21 protein-coding genes are annotated in these 21,996 nt (G+C 68.7%); 14 read left to right on the top strand and 7 right to left on the bottom strand.

The genetic code is table 11. The annotated features are described in order from the left end of the window. The first annotated feature begins 189 nt into the window (after window positions 1-189). The 3 genes from ABTZ59_RS12685 to ABTZ59_RS12675 all read left to right on the top strand — a co-directional run bounded on the left by ABTZ59_RS12685 (window position 190) and on the right by ABTZ59_RS12675 (window position 3,258). Window positions 190-1,821, top strand: coding sequence for a beta-N-acetylhexosaminidase (locus ABTZ59_RS12685; protein ID WP_351395061.1), 1,632 nt, complete (start codon window positions 190-192; stop codon window positions 1,819-1,821). Between the two features lie 184 nt (window positions 1,822-2,005). Further along, on the top strand, window positions 2,006-2,536 hold the full coding sequence (locus ABTZ59_RS12680; RefSeq protein WP_351395014.1) for a hypothetical protein: 531 nt from the start codon (window positions 2,006-2,008) through the stop codon (window positions 2,534-2,536). A gap of 113 nt (window positions 2,537-2,649) precedes the next feature. Further along, window positions 2,650-3,258: a hypothetical protein gene (locus ABTZ59_RS12675; RefSeq protein WP_351395012.1), complete on the top strand. Its 609-nt coding sequence runs from the start codon at window positions 2,650-2,652 to the stop codon at window positions 3,256-3,258. 169 nt (window positions 3,259-3,427) lie between these two features. Here ABTZ59_RS12675 and ABTZ59_RS12670 read toward each other — a convergent pair whose 3' ends face one another. After that, window positions 3,428-3,820 (bottom strand): ester cyclase, encoded by a 393-nt coding sequence (locus tag ABTZ59_RS12670; protein WP_351395010.1) that lies wholly within the window; start codon window positions 3,818-3,820, stop codon window positions 3,428-3,430. Between the two features lie 101 nt (window positions 3,821-3,921). Further along, entirely contained in the window at window positions 3,922-4,674 is a 753-nt protein-coding gene (locus ABTZ59_RS12665; RefSeq protein ID WP_351395007.1) for an SDR family NAD(P)-dependent oxidoreductase, read from the bottom strand. Window positions 4,675-4,817: 143 nt separating this feature from the next. Between ABTZ59_RS12665 and ABTZ59_RS12660 the strand changes: the two genes are divergently transcribed. Beyond that, window positions 4,818-5,768 (top strand): AraC family transcriptional regulator, encoded by a 951-nt coding sequence (locus ABTZ59_RS12660; protein WP_351395004.1) that lies wholly within the window; start codon window positions 4,818-4,820, stop codon window positions 5,766-5,768. Window positions 5,769-5,788: 20 nt separating this feature from the next. Here ABTZ59_RS12660 and ABTZ59_RS12655 read toward each other — a convergent pair whose 3' ends face one another. After that, entirely contained in the window at window positions 5,789-6,664 is an 876-nt protein-coding gene (locus ABTZ59_RS12655; protein WP_351395001.1) for a hypothetical protein, read from the bottom strand. Window positions 6,665-7,110: 446 nt separating this feature from the next. On the opposite strand from ABTZ59_RS12655, the gene ABTZ59_RS12650 reads away from it, so the two are divergent. From ABTZ59_RS12650 to ABTZ59_RS12640, 3 genes are read left to right on the top strand one after another with little or no spacing between them, the layout of a single operon-like run. Continuing rightward, window positions 7,111-7,416: a GNAT family N-acetyltransferase gene (locus tag ABTZ59_RS12650; RefSeq protein WP_351394999.1), complete on the top strand. Its 306-nt coding sequence runs from the start codon at window positions 7,111-7,113 to the stop codon at window positions 7,414-7,416. Window positions 7,417-7,424: 8 nt separating this feature from the next. Further along, on the top strand, window positions 7,425-7,931 hold the full coding sequence (locus ABTZ59_RS12645) for an OsmC family protein (RefSeq protein WP_351394996.1): 507 nt from the start codon (window positions 7,425-7,427) through the stop codon (window positions 7,929-7,931). Then, window positions 7,928-8,890: a pirin family protein gene (locus tag ABTZ59_RS12640; protein ID WP_351394993.1), complete on the top strand. Its 963-nt coding sequence runs from the start codon at window positions 7,928-7,930 to the stop codon at window positions 8,888-8,890. Before ABTZ59_RS12645 ends, ABTZ59_RS12640 begins: the two co-directional genes overlap by 4 nt. A 71-nt stretch (window positions 8,891-8,961) precedes the next feature. Here ABTZ59_RS12640 and ABTZ59_RS12635 read toward each other — a convergent pair whose 3' ends face one another. Continuing rightward, window positions 8,962-9,498: a MarR family winged helix-turn-helix transcriptional regulator gene (locus ABTZ59_RS12635; RefSeq protein ID WP_351394991.1), complete on the bottom strand. Its 537-nt coding sequence runs from the start codon at window positions 9,496-9,498 to the stop codon at window positions 8,962-8,964. Window positions 9,499-9,604: 106 nt separating this feature from the next. Here ABTZ59_RS12635 and zwf point away from each other — a divergent pair, with 106 nt between their 5' ends. The 4 genes from zwf (at window position 9,605) to ABTZ59_RS12615 (ending at window position 13,603) form a co-directional block, all read left to right on the top strand. Then, complete coding sequence (zwf, locus tag ABTZ59_RS12630) at window positions 9,605-11,158, top strand: glucose-6-phosphate dehydrogenase (RefSeq protein WP_351394988.1); 1,554 nt, start codon at window positions 9,605-9,607, stop codon at window positions 11,156-11,158. After that, window positions 11,155-12,126, top strand: coding sequence for a glucose-6-phosphate dehydrogenase assembly protein OpcA (gene opcA / locus ABTZ59_RS12625; RefSeq protein ID WP_351394986.1), 972 nt, complete (start codon window positions 11,155-11,157; stop codon window positions 12,124-12,126). Before zwf ends, opcA begins: the two co-directional genes overlap by 4 nt. Window positions 12,127-12,255: 129 nt before the next feature. After that, window positions 12,256-12,471, top strand: a complete 216-nt coding sequence (locus tag ABTZ59_RS12620) for a hypothetical protein (RefSeq protein ID WP_351394983.1) — start codon at window positions 12,256-12,258, stop codon at window positions 12,469-12,471. 376 nt (window positions 12,472-12,847) lie between these two features. Beyond that, the gene (locus tag ABTZ59_RS12615; RefSeq protein ID WP_351394980.1) at window positions 12,848-13,603 is read left to right on the top strand and encodes a hypothetical protein; all 756 of its coding nucleotides are present in this window, start codon (window positions 12,848-12,850) and stop codon (window positions 13,601-13,603) included. Between the two features lie 141 nt (window positions 13,604-13,744). Here the strand turns inward: ABTZ59_RS12615 and ABTZ59_RS12610 are convergent, their stop codons facing one another. The 3 genes from ABTZ59_RS12610 to ABTZ59_RS12600 all read right to left on the bottom strand — a co-directional run bounded on the left by ABTZ59_RS12610 (window position 13,745) and on the right by ABTZ59_RS12600 (window position 17,816). After that, entirely contained in the window at window positions 13,745-14,815 is a 1,071-nt protein-coding gene (locus ABTZ59_RS12610) for a hypothetical protein (RefSeq protein ID WP_351394977.1), read from the bottom strand. Between the two features lie 1,274 nt (window positions 14,816-16,089). Continuing rightward, window positions 16,090-16,692, bottom strand: coding sequence for a response regulator transcription factor (locus tag ABTZ59_RS12605; protein WP_351394974.1), 603 nt, complete (start codon window positions 16,690-16,692; stop codon window positions 16,090-16,092). Then, window positions 16,689-17,816, bottom strand: a complete 1,128-nt coding sequence (locus ABTZ59_RS12600) for a sensor histidine kinase (RefSeq protein WP_351394971.1) — start codon at window positions 17,814-17,816, stop codon at window positions 16,689-16,691. The genes ABTZ59_RS12605 and ABTZ59_RS12600 overlap by 4 nt, the downstream gene beginning before the upstream one ends. A gap of 134 nt (window positions 17,817-17,950) precedes the next feature. Between ABTZ59_RS12600 and ABTZ59_RS12595 the strand changes: the two genes are divergently transcribed. From ABTZ59_RS12595 to ABTZ59_RS12585, 3 genes are all read left to right on the top strand, one after another. Next, window positions 17,951-18,832, top strand: coding sequence for an ABC transporter ATP-binding protein (locus ABTZ59_RS12595; RefSeq protein ID WP_351394968.1), 882 nt, complete (start codon window positions 17,951-17,953; stop codon window positions 18,830-18,832). A gap of 36 nt (window positions 18,833-18,868) precedes the next feature. After that, window positions 18,869-19,588 carry an ABC transporter permease gene (locus tag ABTZ59_RS12590; protein ID WP_351394966.1) on the top strand — a complete coding sequence of 240 codons (720 nt, stop codon included), beginning with the start codon at window positions 18,869-18,871 and terminating at the stop codon, window positions 19,586-19,588. A 103-nt stretch (window positions 19,589-19,691) separates the two neighbouring features. Then, window positions 19,692-21,941 (top strand): AfsR/SARP family transcriptional regulator, encoded by a 2,250-nt coding sequence (locus ABTZ59_RS12585; RefSeq protein ID WP_351394964.1) that lies wholly within the window; start codon window positions 19,692-19,694, stop codon window positions 21,939-21,941. Window positions 21,942-21,996: the final 55 nt, after the last annotated feature.

Below are 21,996 nucleotides of genomic sequence, written 5' to 3'. Positions count from 1 at the left end.
ATCCGGTTGAGCTCGGAGTGGGAATTGCTTCGTAAACGTTATCGACGCCCCGCTGGAGACATCCGATGGATGCGCGATTTTCACCCGGATGGGAGAGTTTCGGCGCGCGGGATGGACGCCGCCGTGCGACCTTCGCCGTAATCGTGTCGCACTTTCGCTGGATAGCCGCATATAGGAGGTTTACGAGTGATATCGCCATCGAAGGGTGCCCGAGCCGCCGGGGCGGTCCTCGCGCTGGCCGCCGCTGTCTCGGTGTCGGCCTGTGGCTCCTCGGGCACGGGATCCGGTTCACCGGGGGACGCGCGGTCGCGGGAGGGGTCCACCTCCGGCCAGGGGGACCGTTCCGCCGTGACCCCCGCCACCTCGCCGTCACCCACACGGTCGTATCCGCTCTCGACGCCTCCGCGCGGCATACCCTCCGTACGGAAGCACGAGGCGGCTCGCGGTCCCGGCTGGAAACCCGCCTCGAACAGCGGTGTCGTCATAGCCAAGGGCAGTGACGGCCTCGCCGACGAGGGGAAGCTGCTCGCCAAGGAGTTGAAGATCGCCTACCGGGGCGCGGTCGCGGCCCGCGCCGGCGATGTCGAGCTGGCGCTGAAGAGCGGCAGCGGCTCCGCCGAGTCGTACACGCTCACCACGAGCGGCGGCCGGGTCCGGATCACCGGACCCGACCAGGCCGGGGTCTTCTACGGCACCCGCACGCTCAAGCAGTCCATACGCGCCGACGGTGTGCTGCCCGAGGGCGTCGTACAGGACAGTCCCGCACGCCCGCAGCGCGGGCTGAACCTCGACATCGCCCGCAAGTACTACACGCCGGGCTGGATCGAGGCCCGGATGCGCGAGATGGCCGACCTCAAGCTCAACCAGCTCGGTCTGCACTTCTCGGACGACCAGGGCTTCCGCATAGAGTCCACGACCCACCCGGAGATCGTCTCCCCGCAGCATCTCTCCAAGGCGGAGGTCAGGAAGATCCTGGCGCTCGCCGATCAGCTGCACATCACCGTCGTCCCGGAGATCGACTCCCCGGGACACCTGGGAGCGGTCCTGCGTGCCCACCCCTCGCTCCAGCTGCGCAATGTGAACGGGGTGGCCACGAAGGGTGCGATCGACATCTCGCAGCCCGCGGCGGCGAAGCTCATCGACGAACTGGACCGCGAGTTCGCCCAGCTGTTCAAGGGGCCGTACTGGAACCTGGGCGCCGACGAGTACCAGGCGCTGGTGGTGTCCGACCCCGAGGCGTCGTACCCGAAGCTGGCGAAGCTCGCGGTCCAGAAGTACGGGCCGAACGGCACGGTCCAGGATCTGACGACCGCCTGGACGAACGACCGCGCCGCGGCCCTCGCCCCGTACAAGAAGAAGTTCAAGGTCTGGAACGACGGCCTCTTCAGGGGCGGTGTCGTGAAGGCCGATCCGGACTTCGAGGTCCAGTACTGGACGGGCAGGGAGATCGGGGCCCGGCCCCCCGTGGAGTATCTGAACGAGGGGCGCAAGGTCGTGAACTTCAACGACGAGTACCTGTACTACGTGCTCGGCCAGCCCAACAACTTCATCTACCCGACCGGGAAGCGCATCTACGAGCAGTGGACCCCGCTGGTCCTGCGCGGTACGACACCGGTGCCCGAGCGGTACTCGAAGCAGATCCAGGGCGGTCTGTTCGCGATCTGGGGCGACTTCCCGAACGCGCAGACCCAGGACCAGGTGGCGAACGGGATCAGGCTGCCGCTGGCGGCCCTCTCCCAGAAGGTGTGGAACCCGGCCGAACCGACCCTGAGCTGGGGCGCGTTCCAGTCGCTGGCGGCGAAGGTGACCAGCGCCGGGTGACCGGTCGGTACGGGGCGGCGGGCGGGGTGGGCGCGGCGGGCGCCGGGGTGGCGGCGCCCGCCGCGCCCGCGCGGTTGTGGACGCGGGGTGACGGCCTTGTGGTGGATCCGTGCCGTCCGGGTCGTGGTCTTACGGGCCGGGTGAGGCTGTAGCCCACATATGCGTGGGTACGGGGGAGCGGGATATGGGTTTCTGGGGCTATTTCGTCGTGGGCAGGAGCGAGCGTCCGCTCGCCGAGCAGCCGGCGCTCGCGGCCGTACGCCACGATCTGACGCTCCATCAGAAACGGCCCGACGGCTGGCAGGTGTGGTGGCATCCGAGCGATCCCGACATCGGTGACATGGGCGCGCTGGCCAGGGCCATGGGATCGCCGGTGCTCTTCGGCTTCGTGATGGGCAGCGAATGCGTGGCGGTGGAGGCGGCGGCCCCGGAGAGCGGGTCCTGGTACGCCTGTCTGGCGCGGGAGCCGATGGCCCGCCATCTCGCCGCGAACGACATGGTGCTCGAAGAGCTCTTCCTGTCGGCGGAGGACGCGACACGACGGGCCGTCGCCTGGGCCACCGAGGCGGGCAGCGCGGTGAGCGCCGCCGTGGAGCCCGGGACGCTCCTCGAAGTGCTGCGCCTGAAGCGGCCGGAATCTTTCGGCGAGGAGTTGTTCTTCCGGCTTCTGGATGGACTCGGAATCCCGGGCGTATCGGAAAAACCCGGCGTATAGCCACGTTGAGCGAGTCGAGGGCGCGCTCCGGACGATCAATGAGTGACGTATTCCAGCCGTTCGACGCAGTAGGGGGAAAGGGGGCAGTACTGCGTCCGTGACGGGAGACGTCAATGAGCCTGGTGAAGCTGATCACAGAAGCGGATGAGCGCGGACTCGCCGCGAGCGGGCTCGCCTGCCTCGACCGCTGTCTGCCGCTGCTCGCCGAGGAGACCGAGGTCCTGCGACCGCTGTGGGCGGGGGTCGTGAGCGGCGAACGGGACTGGTCGGCGCGGTTGTCGGCGTCGAGGGACGCCCTGGACGCCATCGCCGGCCCCGCGCCCGATGTCACCACCGCGCTCGTCCGGACCATGCTCGGTGCCGCGCCCTCGGAATGGGCGGCCGACTCGCTGCGGACCTGGGCCGACACCTGCTCCGTCGTCGCGCTGGAGATCCACCAGCAGTTCGACGCCGCGGCCGAGGACGGACCCGCCGCCGCGGCGGAACGGCTCGCGCGGTGCCGGGAGGACAGCGGCGCGGTGGCGGACGCGGCGGACGGCGCGCAGAGCACGGACGGGATCGGGCCGCTGGCCGCCGGCGAACTGCGGCGCCAGATCGCGATCCTGGAGGTCCTCGCCGAGACGGCGGGGGCCGCCGGGGTGCGCCGGGCCCTGGACCTGTCGAGCGAGGGACAGCGGGTGCTGCGCGCGGTGGTCTCGCGTCGCGCGCGGGCGGGCGGCTGACCGGAGGGGAAGCGCCTGAGGGACGCTCGGCCGGGAAACCCCGGCCGAGCGTCTCGCTGAGCTCCTGGCCTCGGCCAGTTGATCCTCATCTGAAGCGACGACCCTTGGAATTCGCCATCGTGCGGAGCATCCGCATGCGTCGGGCTCCGCGCGGCCGTGCCCGACTCGGTCAGCCCGCGAGCTGCTTCCTCAGGGCCTCGGCGTCGTGGACGTTCGACATCTGCACGAACTTCCCGTCGCGGATCCGGTAGAGGGCGAACTCGTCGATCTCGATCGGAGCGCCCGTGGGAGCCACCCCGAGCCATTCCTTGGTGGGGGTGCCGTGGTTGACGGAGTGGCAGGCCAGAGTGTCACCGTGGATCGCCACCTCCTTGATCTCCCAGCGGATGTCGGGAACCGCGTCGGCGATGTTCTTGAGCGCCGCGACGACGTCCGCCCGCGTGGCCGGCGCGCCGTGCGAGAGGATGGACTCGTTGACGAACTCGTCCATGCGGTCGAACTCATGCGCGTTGAGCGCCTCGCAGTAGCGGTCGTAGAACTCGCGCGTGTCGAAGTCGGACATGACGGCCTTTCTCGCCCGGTGTCCGGGCTGTACTCGTGTGCTCTTGGTTCTCTTGCGGGACCGGTCACGATCTCGCTGGGGCGGCACCGTGTGGTGCCTGTTCAGATCTGGTTCTCGCCGCCGTCGACGTAGATGTTCGAGCCGACGACGTAGCTGCTCTGTTCCGAGGCCAGGAACGCCACGACCGCGGCGGCTTCCTCGGGCTGCCCCATGCGGCCCTTGGGCACGGTCGCGGCGACCTTCTCCTTGACGGCCCGGGCGGTCTCCTCGTCACCGAAGGCGGCGGTGCCCCCGGGAGTCTCGATCCAGGCCGGCGAGACCACGTTGACCCGGATACCCCGGTCCTTGAGTTCGGTGGACCACGTCCGCGCGAAGGACCGGACGGCCGCCTTCGACGCCGAGTACGCGCCGAACGCCTCCACCCCGCGGTCGCCGGCCGTCGAACCGACCAGGACGACCGAGGCTCCGTCGTTGAGCAGCGGCAACGCCTTCTTCACGGTGAACAGCGTGCCTCGGACGTTGACCGCGAAGGTCTGGTCGAAGTGCTCCTCGGTGGTCTGTTCCAGGGTCACGAACGCGCCGATCGCCGCGTTCGCCACGAGCACGTCCAAACCCTGGCCCCGCGCCCGGACCGCCTCGTAGAGCCGGTCCAGGTCCGCCGGCTTCGCGATGTCGCCGACGACCGCGGTGGCCCGGTCCGCTCCGATGGTCTTGACGGCGGCGTCCAGTTCGGACTGGCGTCGGCCGGTGACGAACACGTACGCGCCCTCGTCCGCCAGCCGTACGGCGCTGGCCAGACCGATACCGGTACTGCCCCCGGTGACCACCGCCGTCTTGCCTTCCAGCTGTCCCATGTGGGTGTCTCCATCACTCTCTCGCTGCCAATCCGTGCGACATCGATCCTGCGGGAGAGCTGGGATACTATCCATGATGCAGAGTCCGGCATTCTTTACGCATCGTCCAGGAGGTGTCGTCGGTGCTCGGATTCCGGGATCCAGTGGCGGACGCGATCGGCCTGCTCCGGCCCCGCACGGTGATCGGGCCCAGCCTCCTGGCCGCCGGGGAGTGGGCCCTGAGCTTCGAACCGTTCCCGCACGTGCGGATCGGTGGCCTCGTGCGCGGCACGTGCTGGTTGATCCTCGAAGGGCACGAGCCGGTGCTCCTGCGGGAGGGGGACACCTTCATGCTGGGCAACCCGCCGCCCTACGTGCTGGCCGGCACGCTCGACGCGAGCCCGCGCCCCGCGGAGCCCGTGTGGGCGAGTGCCGAGGACGGGTTCGTGCGGATCGGCCCGGAGTCCGAGGAGGACCTCTACCTCTGCGTCGGGCACATCGCGTTCGACGACCGGAACGCGCCCCTCCTGACGGATCTTCTGCCGCCGCTGGTGATCGTCCGCGCCGGTGATCCTCATGGCGGGCGGCTCGCGCAACTGATCGATCTCCTGGCCACCGAGGTCGGGATCGCCGCCGCCGGCGGACCGCTGGTGCAGAACCACCTCGCACAGATCCTGCTCGTGCACATGCTGCGTGCTCACGCCGGTCAGACAGACCGGCCCACCGGCTGGCTGGGCGCCCTGAACGAGGACGGCATCGGTGCCGCCCTGCGGGCCGTGCACGCGGATGTGGCCCACTCCTGGAGCCTCAAAGAGCTCGCCGAGATCAGCCACATGTCGCGTTCCGCCTTCGCCCAGGCCTTCAAGAGCCACGTCGGGGTCCCGCCGTTGGAGTACCTGATCCAATGGCGCATGAGCCTCGCGCGCGACGCCCTCGCCCGCGACACCTTGTCGATCTCCGAGCTCGCACGGGCCACGGGCTACCTGTCCGAGAGCGCGTTCAGCACCGCGTTCCGCCGCGTGGTCGGCTCATCGCCCGCACAGTTCCGAAGCCGGGCACGGCAGCCGTCGCGCTCGGCCGCGAACGAGAACTCGTCGTCGCGAGTACCCGGTTGACCGTTCGTGAGTCGGCGGCGTCATGCCCTCCGGCGCCTCTTCGCCGGGGCGTCGTTCGGGGACGCCGAGCGCGGACTCGGCGCGGTGGCGCCTGATTCGTTCCGGGCGATCCGTTCGCTCCGCCGCGGCTGGACGGCCCCGGCCTCGCCGGGCAGCTCCCACGCGTATGCCGGGTTGGCCGGGTTGGCCGGGTTGGCCGGGTTGACCGGGTTGACCGGGTTGGCAGGGTTGGGCTGGTCGGCCGGGTTGGCCTTTGCGGCGGGCGCGGCGCCGGCCGCGGTCGTCCCCAGCGTCTTCAGCTGTTCGTAGCCCACCTCCGTACCCAGGACCGTCGTGAAGACCGCGGCGGCCCGTTCCAGCCACTGCTTCACCTCGGCCTCCGGCAGGTCCGGCCGGACCTTTTCGCTCATGTACCGTCCCGACTTGTCGTTGATCACCCACTGCCTTTTTTCCGGGGAGAAGCGAAATTCACCGCTGAGCGAGGCCTTTCCGGGCCGGAGCGAACCGTCCTCGTTGAACTCGACCGCGATGGTGGGGTGTCCCAGGTGGTCCATGGCGCGGCGCACATCACGCTGCATGGTGATGTTGAGATCCATGAACTCCCCGCGGGAAACCACCGTTCCCATCTCTTCGCTGCCCATGAATATGCGCCCCTGCACCACGGAGTAGTGCCAGACGGCCGCGGGGTTCCTGGTGATCAGTTTCTTCGGGTCCTCCATCTCGTCGAGCGGCTGCCACAGCGGGTTGAGCCGCACCCGGTCGTCGCGGCCCAGGTCGGCCCGCCTGCCGGGGACTCCCTTCTCGTGCGCCTTCACCCTCTTGGCGTCGACCGGGGGTCCGTAGGGATGCTCGGGGCCGAAGGAACTCCCCTCCGGTTCACCTGTCGCTTTCTGCATGTCCACTCCTTCAGTAGGCACTTCCATCGCGTTCGCCCGGGGGGAAACCCGCCGGATCGGCACGGGCGTCCCGGAATCCGGAGGATGGCGACTCATGCCGGTTTTCCGTGTGCGACGGCCACCACGGGTCGGCGCCACCGGGAGTTCACGACTCGGGAGACATTCGCCGATATTCCGGCTGTGCTTCATTTCGGACCACCGGAAATTCACCGAGAGTTTCCGTGTGCGGCCGGCTGCCGCTCGAAGCCGCGCCCCGGCCCTCGGAGGCCGCGTACACGGCGGTGGGTACGACGGTCGCGGCATCCCCCCGGCGGGCGCGTCGGCCCCGCGAGGTTCGTCACTCCGGGTTCGGTTGACTAGTCAACAACACTGGTGGTTGTCTTGCCGCGGAAGCCGCCTCCTCGTGCGGAGGAACGACGGCGCAGCGACCATCCCGAGGAGGAGCGATGGAATCCCGCGTGGCGGACAACCCCGGCCGATCGCGTTTCGAGGTCTTCGACGGCGACGAACTCGCCGGCTTTGCCGAATACCACCGGTACCGGGACGAGATCGCCTTCATCCATACGGAAATCGATCGGCGGTTCGCGGGCCGGGGCCTCGGCGGCGTACTCGCCCAGGCGGCCCTCGACGCGGTCAGGGAGGAAGGGCTCGGAGTGCTTCCCTTCTGCCCCTTCATCCGGGGCTGGATCGGCAAGCACAAGGAGTACGCCGACCTGGTGCCGCAGGGGCAGCGGGACCGGTTCGGGCTGTGAGGCGGGACGTGTCGCGGCCGGAGCGGACCGAGACGGCCGATGGGGTCCAGCCCGAGTACGTACGAGCCGCAGCCGTGGTCGCCACCAGTTCCGGATCGGACTACCGGGTGGACATACGCGCGGGTCGCCACCCGCTGGCCGCCGATGAGCCGGAGTCGGTCGGCGGGGCCGACACGGCGCCCACGCCCGTCGGCCTGCTGTTGTCGGCGCTGGGGTCCTGTACGGCGATCACCCTGCGCATGTACGCCCAGCGCAAGCAGTGGCCCCTGCCCGAAGTCCGGGTGCACCTGGCATACGAGAAGGGGCCGGACAAGACGTTCCGCATCACCAGGCGCATCGAGTTGACGGGTGACCTCGACGACGAGCGGCGCGCCCGGCTCCTGGAGATCGCCGACCGGACCCCCGTCACGCGGGCGGTACGGGGTGACGTGCCCATCGTGCCCGCGCCCGAACGCCCGGGACGGCGCAACTCCGTACCGCGGCCCGCCGCGACAGAAGGGACCCAGTCGTCATGAGTGATCTCGACCTCCAGCCCGGTCTCCGTGAGTGCGGAGGCCGGGCCGACGTGCCGGGACGGCCCGTCAGGGAGCTGCTGAACCCGCGGGAGGCGAGCCTGGGCGCCACGGTCGTGCGCAGGCTGCTGCCGAATCTGGGACGGCGCATGGTGGGCGCCTGGTGCTTCGTCGACCACTACGGGCCCGACGACATCGCCGACGAGCCCGGCATGCAGGTGCCGCCCCACCCGCACATGGGCCTGCAGACGGTGAGCTGGCTGCACGAGGGTGAGGTCCTGCACCGCGACAGCGTCGGCAGCGTGCAGGTCCTGCGTCCTCGTCAGCTCGGTCTGATGACGTCGGGGCGGGCCATCGCGCACGCCGAGCAGAGCAACGTGCCACATCCCCGGCTGCTTCACGGCGCCCAGTTGTGGGTCGCGCTGCCCGACGCCCACCGGCACACCGCGCCCGCCTTCGAGCACCACGCCGACCTGCCGGCCGTCACGGGTCCGGGGCTGACGGCCACCGTCATCCTGGGCGCACTGGACGGCGCCGTCTCGCCGGGCACGACGTATTCGCCCCTGGTCGGCGCGGACCTCGCGCTCGCCGAAGGCGCGGACGTACGGCTGCCGGTGGAGCCGGACTTCGAGTACGCCGTGCTGACGATGTCCGGAGCCACCGAGGTCGACGGCGTGCGCCTCGATCCCGGCTCCATGCTCTATCTGGGGTCGGGACGTACCGAACTGCCGCTGCGCGCCCTCAGCGACTCGGGGCTGCTGCTGATCGGGGGAGAGCCGTTCGAGGAGAAGATCATCATGTGGTGGAACCTCATCGGGCGAACTCAGGAGGAGATCGCCGAGGGGCGTGCGGCCTGGATGACGGGTGACCGTTTCGGAACGGTCCATGGCTACGACGGCGCACCGTTGCCCGCCCCCGAACTGCCGGCCACCCCGCTCAAGCCACGCGGCCGTACCCGCTGACCGCGCACGGCGGGGCGTTCGTTCCGTAGGGGGTAGGGGGCGCGACGTCGGCGGAGGCCAATCCCCTGTCGTCATCCCTGTCGCCGGTCGGCTCTCGCCTCCAAGCCGTGGCTCTGTCGGCGGCGCGGTACGAAACCGTCCTGGAGCGAATCCCTTTCCAGCTGCTCCAGAAGGCGCTTCGCGAGTGCGCTGAACATGTTCAGCTCTTGTGGTGTGAACGGGCCGACGAACAGGCGGCGCACGGCTCTGGCGTGGCGTGGGGCCGCTGCCGCGATGGCCGCCCGGCCTGCCGGGGTGGCGGCCACGAACGCGCCGCGGCCGTCCTCGGGGCACGGCTCACGCGTGACCAGCCCACGTTTCGTCATCCGGGCCACGTGGTGGGACATGCGGCTCTTCTCCCATTCCACCGCTCCGGCCAGGTCCAGGAAGCGGAGCCGGCCCCCGGGCGCCTCGGTGAGATTGACGAGGACCGCGTAGTCGGCGGTGGACAGATCGCACTCGGTCTTCAGATCGTGGGAGAGCCTGCCGATGAGCTTGCTCTGTAACCGGACGAAGGTGCGCCAGGCGTCCTGTTCCGCCGGGGAGAGCCCTCTTGGTTCCTCAGTCATACATGCAAGCGTAGAGCTGATTGTTGACGTGTCACCCATTCATGTAGATTGAGCCTCGGTAACAGTTGATGCTTCATCTAATCCGCCTCGAAAGGGGATTGACGCGATGTCGGACACACCCCCCACGCCCGGGGCGGACCGCTGGACGAACCCGCTGCGCACCGCCTCCGACCGCCGTCTGCCGCGTATCGCGGGCCCGTCGGGCCTGGTCATCTTCGGTGTCACCGGTGACCTGTCGCGCAAGAAGCTGATGCCGGCCGTGTACGACCTCGCCCACCGCGGGCTGCTGCCACCGGGCTTCTCGCTCATCGGCTTCGCCCGGCGGGACCGGGAGGACGAGGACTTCGCGCGGACAGTCCACGACTCGGTGCGCGAGCACGCCCGTACGGAGTTCCGGGAGGAAGTCTGGCGGCAACTCGCCGAGGGCATCCGTTTCATCGTGGGCGACTTCGGTGATGACGAGGCGTTCAAAGAGCTCCGGGAGACCGTCGACGACCTTGACGCGTCCCGGGGCACCAGCGGCAACTTCGCCTTCTACCTGTCCGTGCCGCCGAAATTCTTTCCCAAGGTCGTCCGGCAGCTGAAGAAGCACGGCCTGGCCGACGCGCCTGAGGGCTCCTGGCGGCGGGCGGTGATCGAGAAGCCCTTCGGGCACGACCTGAGGAGCGCCCGTGAGCTGAACGCGCTCGTGCACGACGTGTTCGAGCCGGACCAGGTCTTCCGCATCGACCACTACCTGGGCAAGGAGACCGTCCAGAACATCCTGGCGCTGCGCTTCGCCAACCAGATGTACGAGCCGATCTGGAACCGCTCGTACGTCGACCACGTGCAGATCACGATGGCGGAGGACATCGGCATCGGCGGCCGGGCCGGCTACTACGACGGCATCGGCTCCGCTCGCGACGTCATCCAGAACCACCTGCTCCAGCTCATGGCCCTGACCGCCATGGAGGAGCCCATCGCCTTCGACGCCGATTCGCTGCTCACCGAGAAGCTCAAGGTCCTGAAGTCGGTGCGGCTGCCGGAGGAACTGGGCGAGCACACCGTGTTCGCCCAGTACACCGCCGGCTGGCAGGGCGGCGAGAAGACCGTCGGCTATCTCCAGGAAGACGGCATCGATCCCGCGTCGAAGACCGACACATACGCGGCCGTCAAGCTGGAGGTGGACAACCGCCGCTGGGCGGGTGTCCCGTTCTACCTGCGCACCGGCAAGCGACTGGGCCGCCGGGTCACGGAGATCGCGGTGGTCTTCCAGCGTGCTCCGCACTCGCCGTTCGACTCGACCGCCACCGCGGAACTCGGCACGAACGTCCTGGTCATTCGGGTGCAGCCGGACGAGGGCATGACGACCCGGTTCGGTTCGAAGGTGCCCGGCACCTCGATGGAGATCCGAGACGTGACCATGGACTTCGCCTACGGCGAGTCCTTCACCGAGGAGAGCCCCGAGGCGTACGAGCGCCTGATCCTCGACGTCCTGCTCGGCGACGCCAACCTCTTCCCGCGTACCGAGGAGGTCGAGGAGTCCTGGCGGATCCTCGACCCGATCGAGGAGTACTGGGAGACGCACGGCGGTCCCGCCCAGTACACCTCGGGCGGCTGGGGCCCCACCGAGGCCGACGAGATGCTCGCACGAGACGGACGGAAGTGGCGCAGGCCATGATCACCGACCTCACGCACACGACGGCCGCCCGGATCAACAAGGCGCTGACCGAGGGCAGGGCCAACGGCAGCGCCGCTGTCGGCATGGTGCTCACTCTCGTCATCGTCACCGACGAGGAGAACGCACACGACGCGGTGAAGGCCGCGACCGAGGCCTCGCGTGAACATCCCTCCCGGATCCTGGCCGTCATCAAGCGGCCGACCCGTGGCTTCAAGCACCGCGGCGGGCCCCGCGTGGACGCCGAGGTCCGTATCGGCGGCGACGTCGGCAGTGGTGAGACCGTGCTGCTCCGGTTGTACGACGAGGCGGTCGACCACGCCGACTCGGTGATCCTGCCGCTGCTGCTGCCGGACGCCCCCGTCGTCATCTGGTGGCCGACCGACGCGCCGGCGGCGCCCGCCGAAGACCCGCTGGGCGCGCTCGCCCAGCGCCGGATCACCGACATGTACGCCGCCGAGGAGCCGCTGCGGGCACTGGCCGCCCGTACGGCCGCCTACGCTCCCGGCGACACGGATCTGGCCTGGACGCGCCTCACCCCATGGCGTTCCATGCTGGCCGCGGCCCTCGACCAGGTCCGCGCCACCGTCACCTCGGCGGTGGTGGAGAGCGAACCCGGCAACCCCAGCGCCGAGTTGCTGGCCCGCTGGCTCACCGACCGCCTCCGCGTACCGGTCGAGCAGCGGGACACCGACGGCCCCGTGGTGACAGGGGTCCGGCTGTACACCGGGTCGGGCGAGATCCATATCGATCGCCCGGTCGGCGCGGTGGCGACCCTTTCCATCACCGGCCGGCCCACCCGCACCCTCGCCCTGCGTGTGCGGAGCACGGCCGAGCTGCTTGCCGAGGAACTGCGCCGTCTCGACCCGGACGACGCGTACGCGGCGGCGCTGCCCACCGCTGTGACACCACCGTCGCGGCCGGGCGCGTTCGGCGGCCACGCCGTCGCCGCGGTGGGCGACAACGAGTAGTCGTGCGGTACGGCGGCCTCATGTCCGGTGCCGGGCCTGGTGGCACGAAGCCGAGCCTCGGCCGAGTGGGCTGCCACCACCGGACCCCTTCCGATCAGTCAGCAACCCATCCAGGAATGTGGAAGTGACATGAACCAGACGCTGTCACGACTCCTGCACCCACTCAGTCGCGATGCGGACACAGGCGAATCCACTGGTCAATACCGTGGCATGCTGATGCGCGCCTTGGCGCCGACCCTGACCGCCCCGGCCATCCGCCGGTTGCCCACCACTCTCGAACAGACCCTGCAGACCCTGCAGACCCTGACCTCGCCGAGCGGCCGGGCGGCGTTCTCCCCGGCGTGATCTTTTGACATGCTCCTGCCCCCTCGCGCTGGAGGGGCGCACTGGCCTGACGTTCCACCCGGCCTGTCACTTGCCGTACCGCCACAGCCGGCGGGCGCGCCTCCGAGCACTCACCATCCCGGGCTCGGCCGGCATGACAAACCCAGGCCCTTGCCGGATCGAAAGATCTCCGCCACCGTCCGGCGTCCCCCGGCTGCTTCGGCCCACCCCGAGTCCCTGGCTGTTGAACCGGGTGCCCTACAGGAGCGTTGTGTGTGTACGCCGCGTCCGATACGACCCCCATGCGGAAAGGGGAGGCAGAGGCAGTATGCCCAGCGTGGATGAGCACATCGAATCGGGCTCAACCGCAGGTCAGGATGGAAGGAAGGTGCCATAAATGACGGACTCGCCCGAGGGATACTCCGACGAGCATTACAGGCACGTGCAGCAGAGCCAATCAGAGACGCCGTACCAAGAGTCAGAAGCATCGCTCGACGATTATCCGAACAGGCAGCACGCCTGGGAGATGGGCAACGATCCCGTAGTGGACAGGATTGCGGCCAGGCAGATGATGGAGAATCCGGACCTGACTCACGACTACCATCCAAGTAACTGGAACGACTCGCAGCCATCAATCGTCACGGGAAACGACTTCCAGGCCCGAGCTATTTCATACACGCCGACATGGAATCCATCGCTCGGTTATCTGGCTCAGGCGTCACTCAACAGCGACGAGCAGTTCCCGCTCGCGACCCCGTTGGAGCGTGATGGATACATGCTGTCCGCAGGCCAATTGGTAGATTCCAAGGCCCGGCAGGACTATGCACGTGAGGCATACGGAACTCTTGACGAAATCGGCGCCAGATACAATCCGAATGACCCTGGGAATCAGCACGAGCTCGACGTCTCCGTCGATGCCGCCTTCGGCGTTATGACGACGGCGGCAAGCTTCAACGCAGAACGACAAGCTCTGTTGAGAATGCAATCCCAAAGGGAAGCGAACATACGAGCAGAAGAAGCGCGCCGGACGGCTGGAGGTGCCGGCGGTTCCGCGGAAGGGAAGCGACACCGCGAGGGAGGTTCGTCTCCCGACGGGCAGCCTTCCAAGCGGCGTCCCCCCGGGGACAACGCTCGAAGTCGTCGCAGCAGGTAACCCAAAGTGCCCTTCGCGCTGCGCCCTTCGGCTGATGAACTTGACTGAGCATTTCCAGGCCGGAGGTGCCGGCCGCGCTCTTTGCGGGTTCTTTCAACCTCGGGTTGAGGTGTGGTGAAGGACTCAACCCGAGGTTGGAGGTCAGCGCTTTTGGCCCCTTGTTTTGCGTTCGCCCTGGTTGTGTGCGGTGGGTGCGTGTGGCTGGTAGCCGGTGGACGGGCCGGACGTTTGGTGCTCGTTGGTCACCCAGGCGTTGTACTGGCCGGCTTCCGCGGCGTAAGGGCTGACCGGCGGGTACGTGGATACGGCCACACCCTGCTGCCACCCTCCCTGACCACTGGACTGACTGGTGCCGTAGGGATCGGGCGCGGCGGACGCGGCATACGTCGCGTAGGGATTCGTGGGGGCCGCGAATGTCGGTTCCATTCCCTGTGGCATGGCATACGTTCCGCCGGCGGCGTAGGAGGAGTCCTGTCCGTACTCCTGCCCGTACTCCTGTCCGTAGTAGGACGGGTATGCGTAGTCCGGAGGGGGGTTGATGGACGAGGTGTCGGCGGCGAGCTCTGATTCGAGCTGTGAAGAGACAATGTCATACAGGTCGGCCATATCGGATGGAAGCGGATAGGCCACCGCCTGGTCGTACGGTTTCTTACCGTTAGTAGAGTGCCGGCTGCCGCAGGCGTGGCGGGCCCGAAATTTCTTCAAGGCTTCCTGCGTGCCGCTTTCCAGTCCGGGGAACTTTTCCGGATTCTCCGCCGCTGCTTTCACCCACTTGCTGAGAGTTGGCTCGGTGATTTGTTTTTTGGGGTTTCCCCGCACCCCGGTCCTCTTATTGTAATCGTCTATGAAATCAGCCCAAGTCCTGCCGGATTCCTGCCACTTCACCAACTCGTTCAAGGCGGATCCCTTTTCCTCCTTCGAGAGATTACTGTGGTTCTTCTTGGGGGCTTCCGGCAGGTCGCTTTTCAGGTCGGGGAACTTTTTCGGATTCTCCCTCGCCGCTGCCAACCAATCGCTGATAAGCCACTTCGTGATTTGTTTTCTGGGGTTTTCCCGTACCCCGGTCCTCTTGTTGTAATCGTCCACAAAGCCTTGCTGATTTCCGCCGCCTTCGTGCCACTTGATCCACTCTTTCAACACGGCCGTTTTCTGCTCAGGCGAGAAGACGCGTTTTTTCTCCGAGGGGGATTTTGGCATTTTTTTCTCCGACAAGTTGTTTTGGGTGGTCCCAGGGGTCGGGTGATAGAGGCTTCCAAAGGGAGCGGCCCCGCACAGGTACAGGTCTCTACGGCTTCCCTGTCCGTTCGGTTCACATCGAGGCCTTACCGGCCCGGGCGGCGGGCCGGCACCGTTGAGGCGGGCTGCCGCCAGGTGCTTCGCGTGCTTGCCTGTCCGTCGCCGGTCGGTTGCCCGCGAGCCGGACCACCCGGGCGAGAGGAACCGGTTGAGGGGCCGTCAAGGCTCTGGTCCGGTTTGCGCCAGAACAGCCTGACATCCGGCCGGTCATGGCCGGCATGAAATCAACGGGAGCTGCTGAACTGTTGCGGTGTGCGGCCCGTAGTACGTGGACGGCCTCCCCCACCGTGGGGGAAATACGCAGGCCCTGGATGTGAACCACGAGTGCCGTTTGCTCGTTGCCCTCGGTGACTCACCGTGCCTCTAGGAGAGAATGTGACCCATCCCGATCCCACGGCTCCCGACTCCGGCAGCGATTTTGACCCTCTGTGGCGAACTGGCGAGGGGCGTCGCCGTGTTATCGACGCGGAGACCGGGCCATTGGAGAGGCTGCACATACACGTAGCCCACTTCAGAGACACCGCGGCCGAGGTGGTAACCCACTCCGGTAGCTCTCTGTCCCGCTCCGCAAGCAGACTGAGCGAGGAGGCCCGCAGCAGGGCGACGGCCGCGCTCACCAGTGCGGAACGAATAGGCGGGCGGGCTCGGCGAGCCGCGCGACTCAGCGGTGGTTCCGAGTTCGCCGGGGAGCCGGGGTTCGAAGTGACCAGGCGTTCCCCCGTCGACGCGTCGCCCCCTTCTCTTGAGCGCGCGGACTCGGCAATCGCGGAAGCACGCTACTCATCATTGAGCCCGAGCACCCCGCTGCGAGTCGTCAATGGTCCGTCGGGATCATCCTCATCAGTCGAATCTGTCGCGGCCGCCGCGAAGACATACGCACCACAGGGCGGGCCGACGTCGAGTAGTTCTGATCAACGCGGTGGGGATGCGATTCCCCCCGCCTTGAGTGACGTCCGCCGTTCAGGATCGAGGCGAGCACCTCGATGAGCCCACCCTGCGCGCCATGGTCCGCCGGGCCGTCCGCGTACCGGATCCGGGGGACTGAGGCCCGAGGTCGCCCGGCCGGTGTTTTCGCTCCGCTGTGCGTCGCGATCGGTGAGAGCCGCGAGAACGGTTTCGCCAGGCGCACCGCTACGTACGGCCGCGCACGGCATCACCCCGCGCGGACGCGCCGAGCCGGTTACCGGTGGTCACAACCAGTCGTGCTCGCGGGCGTACCGCGCCGCTTCGTGCCGGGTCTGGGTCTGGGTCTTCCGCATCGCGTTGGACAGGTAGTTGCGGACAGTGCCCTCGGCGAGGTGGAGCTGACCGGCGATGTCGACGGCGGAGTAGCCGTCGGCCGTGGCGCGCAGGACGTCGATCTCGCGGTCGGTGAGGGGGCAGTCGTCGATGAGGGCGAGCGCGGAGACGTCCGGGTCGATCCAGCGCCGTCCCTCGTGCAGGGTCGCGATGACGGACGCGATGTGCGCCGGTTCCGCGGACTTGCTGACGAATCCCTGGACACCGAGCTTGAGTGCCCGGCGCAGTACTCCGGGCCGGGCGTGCCTGGTCAGCATGAGGATCACCTGCTCCGGCCGGACGCCGCGGATCGCCGAGACGGCGCTGAGCCCGTCGACGCCGGGCATCTCCAGGTCGATGACGAGCACGTCCGGCTGGTACCGCAGGGTGGCGCGGACCGCCTCCTCGCCGTCCTCGGCCTCGGCGCGGACAGTGATGTCGCCCTCAAGCGGCAGCAGCGCGGCGAGCGCCTTGCGCAAGAGCGCCTCGTCGTCGGCGATGACGATGGTGGTCATCGGGCCTCCTGTGTCTCGGGACCGGGCGACGGGAAGTCGGCGGCGGTCACGAAATACCCGTTCTTCTGGTCCACCGTGAGTTTTCCCCCGTTGTCGGCCACGCGTTGTTCGAGAACGGCGAGACCGCTGAGTTCAGGGAGCGGCTTGTCCGGTACGCCGTCGTTGACGATGGTGATGCCCGACTCGGACAGCGTGATCCGCACTTCCCCGGCCTCGGCGTGCCGCAGGATGTTGGTCGTTGTCTCGCGCAGGACCTGGCCGAGCAGCTCGCCCGCGCGACCGTCCGCGTCCGCGTCGCGGCGGATGTGCACCGTGATGCCGGCGGCCTCGAACAGGTTCTTCGCGTTCTCCAGCTCAGCGGGGAGGTTGAGTCGACGCTGTGCGTAGACGAGCTCCTTGGTCTGAGTGATGGTGTCGCTGACGAGCGAGTGGATCTCGTGCAGTTCCTGCTCCGCCCGGCCCGGGTCGCGGTGCACCAGCTTCTGTGCGAGGGCGGCCTTGAGCTTCACCACGTGCAGGGTGTGCCCCTGGATGTCGTGCAGGTCGCTGGCGAACCGCATGCGCTCACGCACCACGGCCAGCTCCGCCTCGTGCCGACGCGACTCCTCCAAGTCGTGGACGACGTCGTAGAACCGCTTGTTGGGGAACATCAGCCCGGTCACGATGGCGGTGACGCCCGCGGGGACGATCACATACGTGATCAGCACCCGGCGCGGGTCGTCGTCTGTCATCAGGAACCGTGCCGCGCCGACGAGGGCGACGTACGCGACCAGGGCGATGGCGGCGGCGCCACGATGGCGGCCCAGCCGCGGCACGACCAGCGGGCCCACGATGGACAGGCCGAAGATCGCTTTCCCACTCCCGGTCCCCAGCACACCGAAGAGCCAGACGCCCGCGGTGATGACCAGGCACGGTACGGCGACCCGGGCCAGAGTGCCTTTCGCCCAGGACACGAAGGAGACCAGTGCCGCGACCACACCCAGGCCCAGGACCACAGCGTCCGACCAGGACTCGGCGTCCAGCGCCACCAGGTACAGCCCACCGACAGCGACCACCGGGAGCAGCGTGATCAGGTTGAGCCGGCGCAGCTGTCCCTGTGCCGGCGCCTCGGGAATTTCAGACATCGTCCAGCCAGTATCCGTGCCGGGCTTTCCGTACACCAGTGACACCGTGTCATGCGTGCCTGCCAGGAATGTCATGGCGCGGACGTGATGTGGGGCCACTACCGGGAGCAGGTCAGGGCCGGTGGAATCGAGGCATGTCCACTACAGCAGTGATCGAGGTCACGAACCTCAACGTCCGTTACGGCGATTTCCATGCCGTGAAGGACCTCTCGTTTCAAGTGCGGCGTGGCGAGTTCTACGCATTGCTCGGCACGAACGGCGCAGGCAAGACCTCGACGCTTGAGGTCATCGAAGGACACCGGCCGGCCGAATCGGGCACCGTCCGAGTCCTGGGGCAAAGCCCCCGCGACCGCGCTGCCGTGCGTTCGCGGATGGGCATCATGCTCCAGGAGAGCGGCTTCTCCCCGGATCTCACGGTGAAGGAGTCGGTCCGGCTGATCGGCACGCTGACGCGGCGGCACGACGACATCGACCGCGTCCTGGGCATCGTGGGGCTGACCGGCAAAGCCGGCACCAAGGTGTCGCAACTCTCCGGCGGCGAGAAGCGACGTCTGGACTTCGCCACCGCCGTGTACGGCGGGCCCGAGCTGGTCATCCTGGACGAGCCGACGACCGGTCTGGACATCCAGTCCCGCGACGCGCTCTGGGCCGCCGTGGACAGACTGCGCGACGAAGGATCCACGGTGGTGCTCACCACTCACTACCTGGAGGAGGCGCAGCAACGGGCCGATCGCATCGGGCTCATGCACCAGGGGACCTTCCACCGTGAGGGAACCGTCGTCGAGCTGACGCACACCCTGCCGTCGGTGATCACCTTCGCTCTCCCGGCCGGTGCTCCCGAGCCGCCCATGGGAGCCGTACAGGTCGACGGGGCCTTCCGCGTGGAGACCTTCCGCCTGCAAGAGGACCTCTACCGCCTGCTGGGCTGGGCGCACGACGCCAGGGTGGACTTCCGTGAACTGGAGTCCGGTCCGACCCGCCTCGACGACGTCTTCCGCGCCATCACCGGCGGCTGAACCAACCAACGCTCTGCCCCGAAGGGACCCAACCCCATGTTCGCGGTCGCTCTCAGTGAGCTGATCCAGATTTTCCGGAACCGGCTCGTTCTGGTCACCGGTCTTATCGTGCCGGTCGCCATCAGCGCGTACTTCGTCTACCAGCACGAGATCTTCGAGGAGATGGCCGGCCTCGGCTACATCGCGGCGATCGTGATGTTCACCGTGATGGCCTTCGGGCTCTACACCACGGCCGTGACCACGCTGGCCTCGCGTCGGCAGAACCTCTTTCTCAAGCGGCTGCGCTCCACCGCCGCGGGCGACGTCCACATCCTCACCGGGCTGCTCCTGCCGGTCACTGTCATCGCGCTGGTCCAGGCGGTCGTGATCCTGATAGTGCTGGGCACGGTCGCCACCGAACCGTCCCAGGCCCCGCTCCTCGCGGCCGCCGTCCTGGCCACGCTGGCCATGATGGTCGGCCTGGCACTCGCCACGGCGGGGCTCACGAACTCGCCGGAGCACGCTCAGGTGACGACGCTACCCGTCAGCCTGTCGGTGATCGCGGTCGCCAGCTGGGTAGGCCTCACCGGCACTGAGGACCTCGCCCTGCTCAAGCGGGTGCTTCCCGGCGGCGCGGCCACCGAGCTTGTCGTCAATGCCTGGAACGGCGCCGTACCCATCGGGGACTCGCTGATCCTGCTGGTCCCCACACTGGGCTGGGTCGTCGTCGCCGTCGCCCTGGCCTCCCGTCTCTTCCGTTGGGAACCACGCCGATGAACCCTGCCGGGCGCCGCCGACCCGCGGCGCCCGGCGCCGAGCCCATCGGACAGGGCCCAGTGACAGCGTTCATCCCGAGACGAATCCGGAAGAACTGATCACCATGAAAACCACATGTGGCCAGCGGTATGACAAGCCGCCCGTCGCAGATCACCTGGCGGCCGGCACGCCACCGGTGATCCGGGCCGTGCGGACCGTGTCCATGAACGCGGAGCAGGAAGATTCCCTGCGCTTCGCCGTGCTGGGGCCGGTCAGGGCGTGGCACGGCGAACGTGAGCTGGACTTGGGCTCGCCGCAGCAGCGAGTGGTGCTGGCGGCGCTGCTGCTGCGGCGCGGACGCCCCGTCACCGTCGACGAGCTCATCCACGCCATCTGGGGCGCGGAGCCCCCGTCCGCGGCCCTCTCCGTGCTGCGCACCTATGCGTCCCGGCTGCGCAAGGTGCTCGAACCCGGACGCGACGCCGGTGAGTCTCCGCAGGTGGTGGTCTCGGCGGCGGACGGATACCTGGCCCGGGTCCCGGACCGCGCCCTGGACCTGGGTGTGTTCGAGCAGCGTGTCGCCCAGGCGGCGAAGCTGCGCGCCGCGGGCGAGGTGTCGGCCGCCGCCGAGCTGCTGCACGCCGCGCTCGACCGATGGGAGGGGGCGCCGCTGGCCGGGCTGCCCGGCCCGCTGGCCGAGGCCGAGCGCTCCCGGCTGGCCGAGGTGCGACTGGTCGCGCTGGAGGCCCGGCTGGACATCGATGTCCAGCTCGGGCGCCACAGGGAGGTGATCGCCGAGCTGACCGCACTGACCGGCGAGCACCCGTTGCGCGAACAGCTGTGCCGGCTGTTGATGCTGGCGCTGTACCGGTCGGGGCGGCAGGCCGAGGCGCTGGCGGCGTACCGCAAGACCCGCGGCACTCTGGTCGCCGAGCTGGGCATCGAGCCCGGCGCGGCGCTGCGGGAGCTGCACAACCGTATTCTGGCGGCCGACGCGGCGCTCGACCTGTCCGTCTCAGCGCCTGCGGAGTCCCAGGAGCCCCCGTGGGAGCGCAAGGACCCGATCGCATCCCCGACGGCGAGGCAACCGGTCAGCCCCGCGCAGTTGCCCGCCGACCTGGGCACCTTTACCGGCCGGGAAGCCGAGCTGGCGCAGCTCAAGGGCCTCCTGCCCGACGATGGAGAGCCGCCGGCCACACTGCTGATCAGTGCGATCGGCGGCATGGCGGGCATCGGCAAGACCACCCTTGCCGTGCACTGGGCACACCGGATCGCCCACCGCTTCCCCGACGGCCAGCTGTACATCAACCTGCACGGCCTCCATCCGACCGGCTCAGCCATGCCGCCGGCGGAGGCCATCCGCATCTTCCTCGACGCGCTCGGCGTACCCGCGCCGAACATCCCCGCCTCCCCCGAGGCACAAGCGGCGCTGTACCGCAGCCTGCTCGCCGGCCGCCGGATGCTGATCCTCCTCGACAACGCCCGCGACGCCGAGCAGATCCGTCCTCTGCTGCCGGGCTCCTTCGGGTGCCTGGTCATCGTGACCAGCCGCAGCCAGCTGACGGGCCTGGTCGCCAACGACGGGGCACACCCGCTGACGCTCAACCCGATGACGCCCGCCGAGGCGCACGGCTTCCTCGCGCGCCGCATCGGCGCCGCACGGCTGGCGGCGGAGCCCAGGGCGGCCGACGAGCTGATCACGCTCTGCGCCCGGCTGCCGCTCGCCCTCGCGATCGTCGCCGCCCGGGCGGCCACCTACCCAGGGTTCACGCTCGACGCCATCGCCCAGGAACTGCGCGACAACCAGGGCAGCCTGGACGCGTTCACCGGGTACGACCCCACCACGGACATACGCGCCGTATTCTCGTCGTCCTACGAAGCCCTGTCCGCACCGGCCGCCCGGCTGTTCAGCCTGCTGGGACTGCACTCCGGTCCCGACCTCTCCGTGCCCGCGGCGGCGGCCCTCGCCGGACTCTCCCCGCGGGAGACCCAACGCCTGCTCGGTGAGCTCACCGGCGCCCACCTGCTCAGCGCACGCGCGGCAGGTCGCTACATCCTGCACGACCTGCTGCGCGTCTACGCCGTCGAGCGGGTCCTCGCCGAAGAGACACCGCAGGAGCGGGACGGGGCTTTGGAACGGCTGTGGTCCTGGTACCTGCACACCGCGGACGCCGCCGACGCCCACCTCAACCCGGAGCGGCGCCGGGGCCCCCTCGAACCACTGCCCCCCGGCTGCCACCCCTTGACGTTCACCGCGCACGACCAGGCGCTTGAGTGGCGCGAGACCGAACGCACCAACCTCGTCGCCGCGGTGCACCAGGCCGCCGCGTCCGGCCGGGTGGGCACCGCCGGGCGGCTGGCCGCCTGCTTGTGAGGCACGCCCGCCTGTGGGCGGGCAGGCTCGACAGGCCTGTCGCGTACACCCGCTG

The organism is Streptomyces sp. NPDC094034, from assembly GCF_040303865.1.
Taxonomy (GTDB): domain Bacteria; phylum Actinomycetota; class Actinomycetes; order Streptomycetales; family Streptomycetaceae; genus Streptomyces.
The sequence above is the reverse complement of the archived record's forward strand: the minus strand, read 5'-3'. Positions and strand labels throughout refer to the sequence as shown.

Excerpts from the sequence above, each read along its gene's own strand:
- ABTZ59_RS12680 (WP_351395014.1), top strand. The coding sequence starts at position 2,006 with ATGGGTTTCTGGGGCTATTTCGTCGTGGGCAGGAGCGAGCGTCCGCTC.
- ABTZ59_RS12675 (WP_351395012.1), top strand. The coding sequence starts at position 2,650 with ATGAGCCTGGTGAAGCTGATCACAGAAGCGGATGAGCGCGGACTCGCC.
- ABTZ59_RS12670 (WP_351395010.1), bottom strand. The coding sequence starts at position 3,820 with ATGTCCGACTTCGACACGCGCGAGTTCTACGACCGCTACTGCGAGGCG.
- ABTZ59_RS12665 (WP_351395007.1), bottom strand. The coding sequence starts at position 4,674 with ATGGGACAGCTGGAAGGCAAGACGGCGGTGGTCACCGGGGGCAGTACC.
- ABTZ59_RS12655 (WP_351395001.1), bottom strand. The coding sequence starts at position 6,664 with ATGCAGAAAGCGACAGGTGAACCGGAGGGGAGTTCCTTCGGCCCCGAG.
- ABTZ59_RS12650 (WP_351394999.1), top strand. The coding sequence starts at position 7,111 with ATGGAATCCCGCGTGGCGGACAACCCCGGCCGATCGCGTTTCGAGGTC.
- ABTZ59_RS12640 (WP_351394993.1), top strand. The coding sequence starts at position 7,928 with ATGAGTGATCTCGACCTCCAGCCCGGTCTCCGTGAGTGCGGAGGCCGG.
- ABTZ59_RS12635 (WP_351394991.1), bottom strand. The coding sequence starts at position 9,498 with ATGACTGAGGAACCAAGAGGGCTCTCCCCGGCGGAACAGGACGCCTGG.
- zwf (WP_351394988.1), top strand. The coding sequence starts at position 9,605 with ATGTCGGACACACCCCCCACGCCCGGGGCGGACCGCTGGACGAACCCG.
- opcA (WP_351394986.1), top strand. The coding sequence starts at position 11,155 with ATGATCACCGACCTCACGCACACGACGGCCGCCCGGATCAACAAGGCG.
- ABTZ59_RS12620 (WP_351394983.1), top strand. The coding sequence starts at position 12,256 with ATGAACCAGACGCTGTCACGACTCCTGCACCCACTCAGTCGCGATGCG.
- ABTZ59_RS12615 (WP_351394980.1), top strand. The coding sequence starts at position 12,848 with ATGACGGACTCGCCCGAGGGATACTCCGACGAGCATTACAGGCACGTG.
- ABTZ59_RS12605 (WP_351394974.1), bottom strand. The coding sequence starts at position 16,692 with ATGACCACCATCGTCATCGCCGACGACGAGGCGCTCTTGCGCAAGGCG.
- ABTZ59_RS12600 (WP_351394971.1), bottom strand. The coding sequence starts at position 17,816 with ATGTCTGAAATTCCCGAGGCGCCGGCACAGGGACAGCTGCGCCGGCTC.
- ABTZ59_RS12595 (WP_351394968.1), top strand. The coding sequence starts at position 17,951 with ATGTCCACTACAGCAGTGATCGAGGTCACGAACCTCAACGTCCGTTAC.
- ABTZ59_RS12590 (WP_351394966.1), top strand. The coding sequence starts at position 18,869 with ATGTTCGCGGTCGCTCTCAGTGAGCTGATCCAGATTTTCCGGAACCGG.
- ABTZ59_RS12585 (WP_351394964.1), top strand. The coding sequence starts at position 19,692 with ATGAAAACCACATGTGGCCAGCGGTATGACAAGCCGCCCGTCGCAGAT.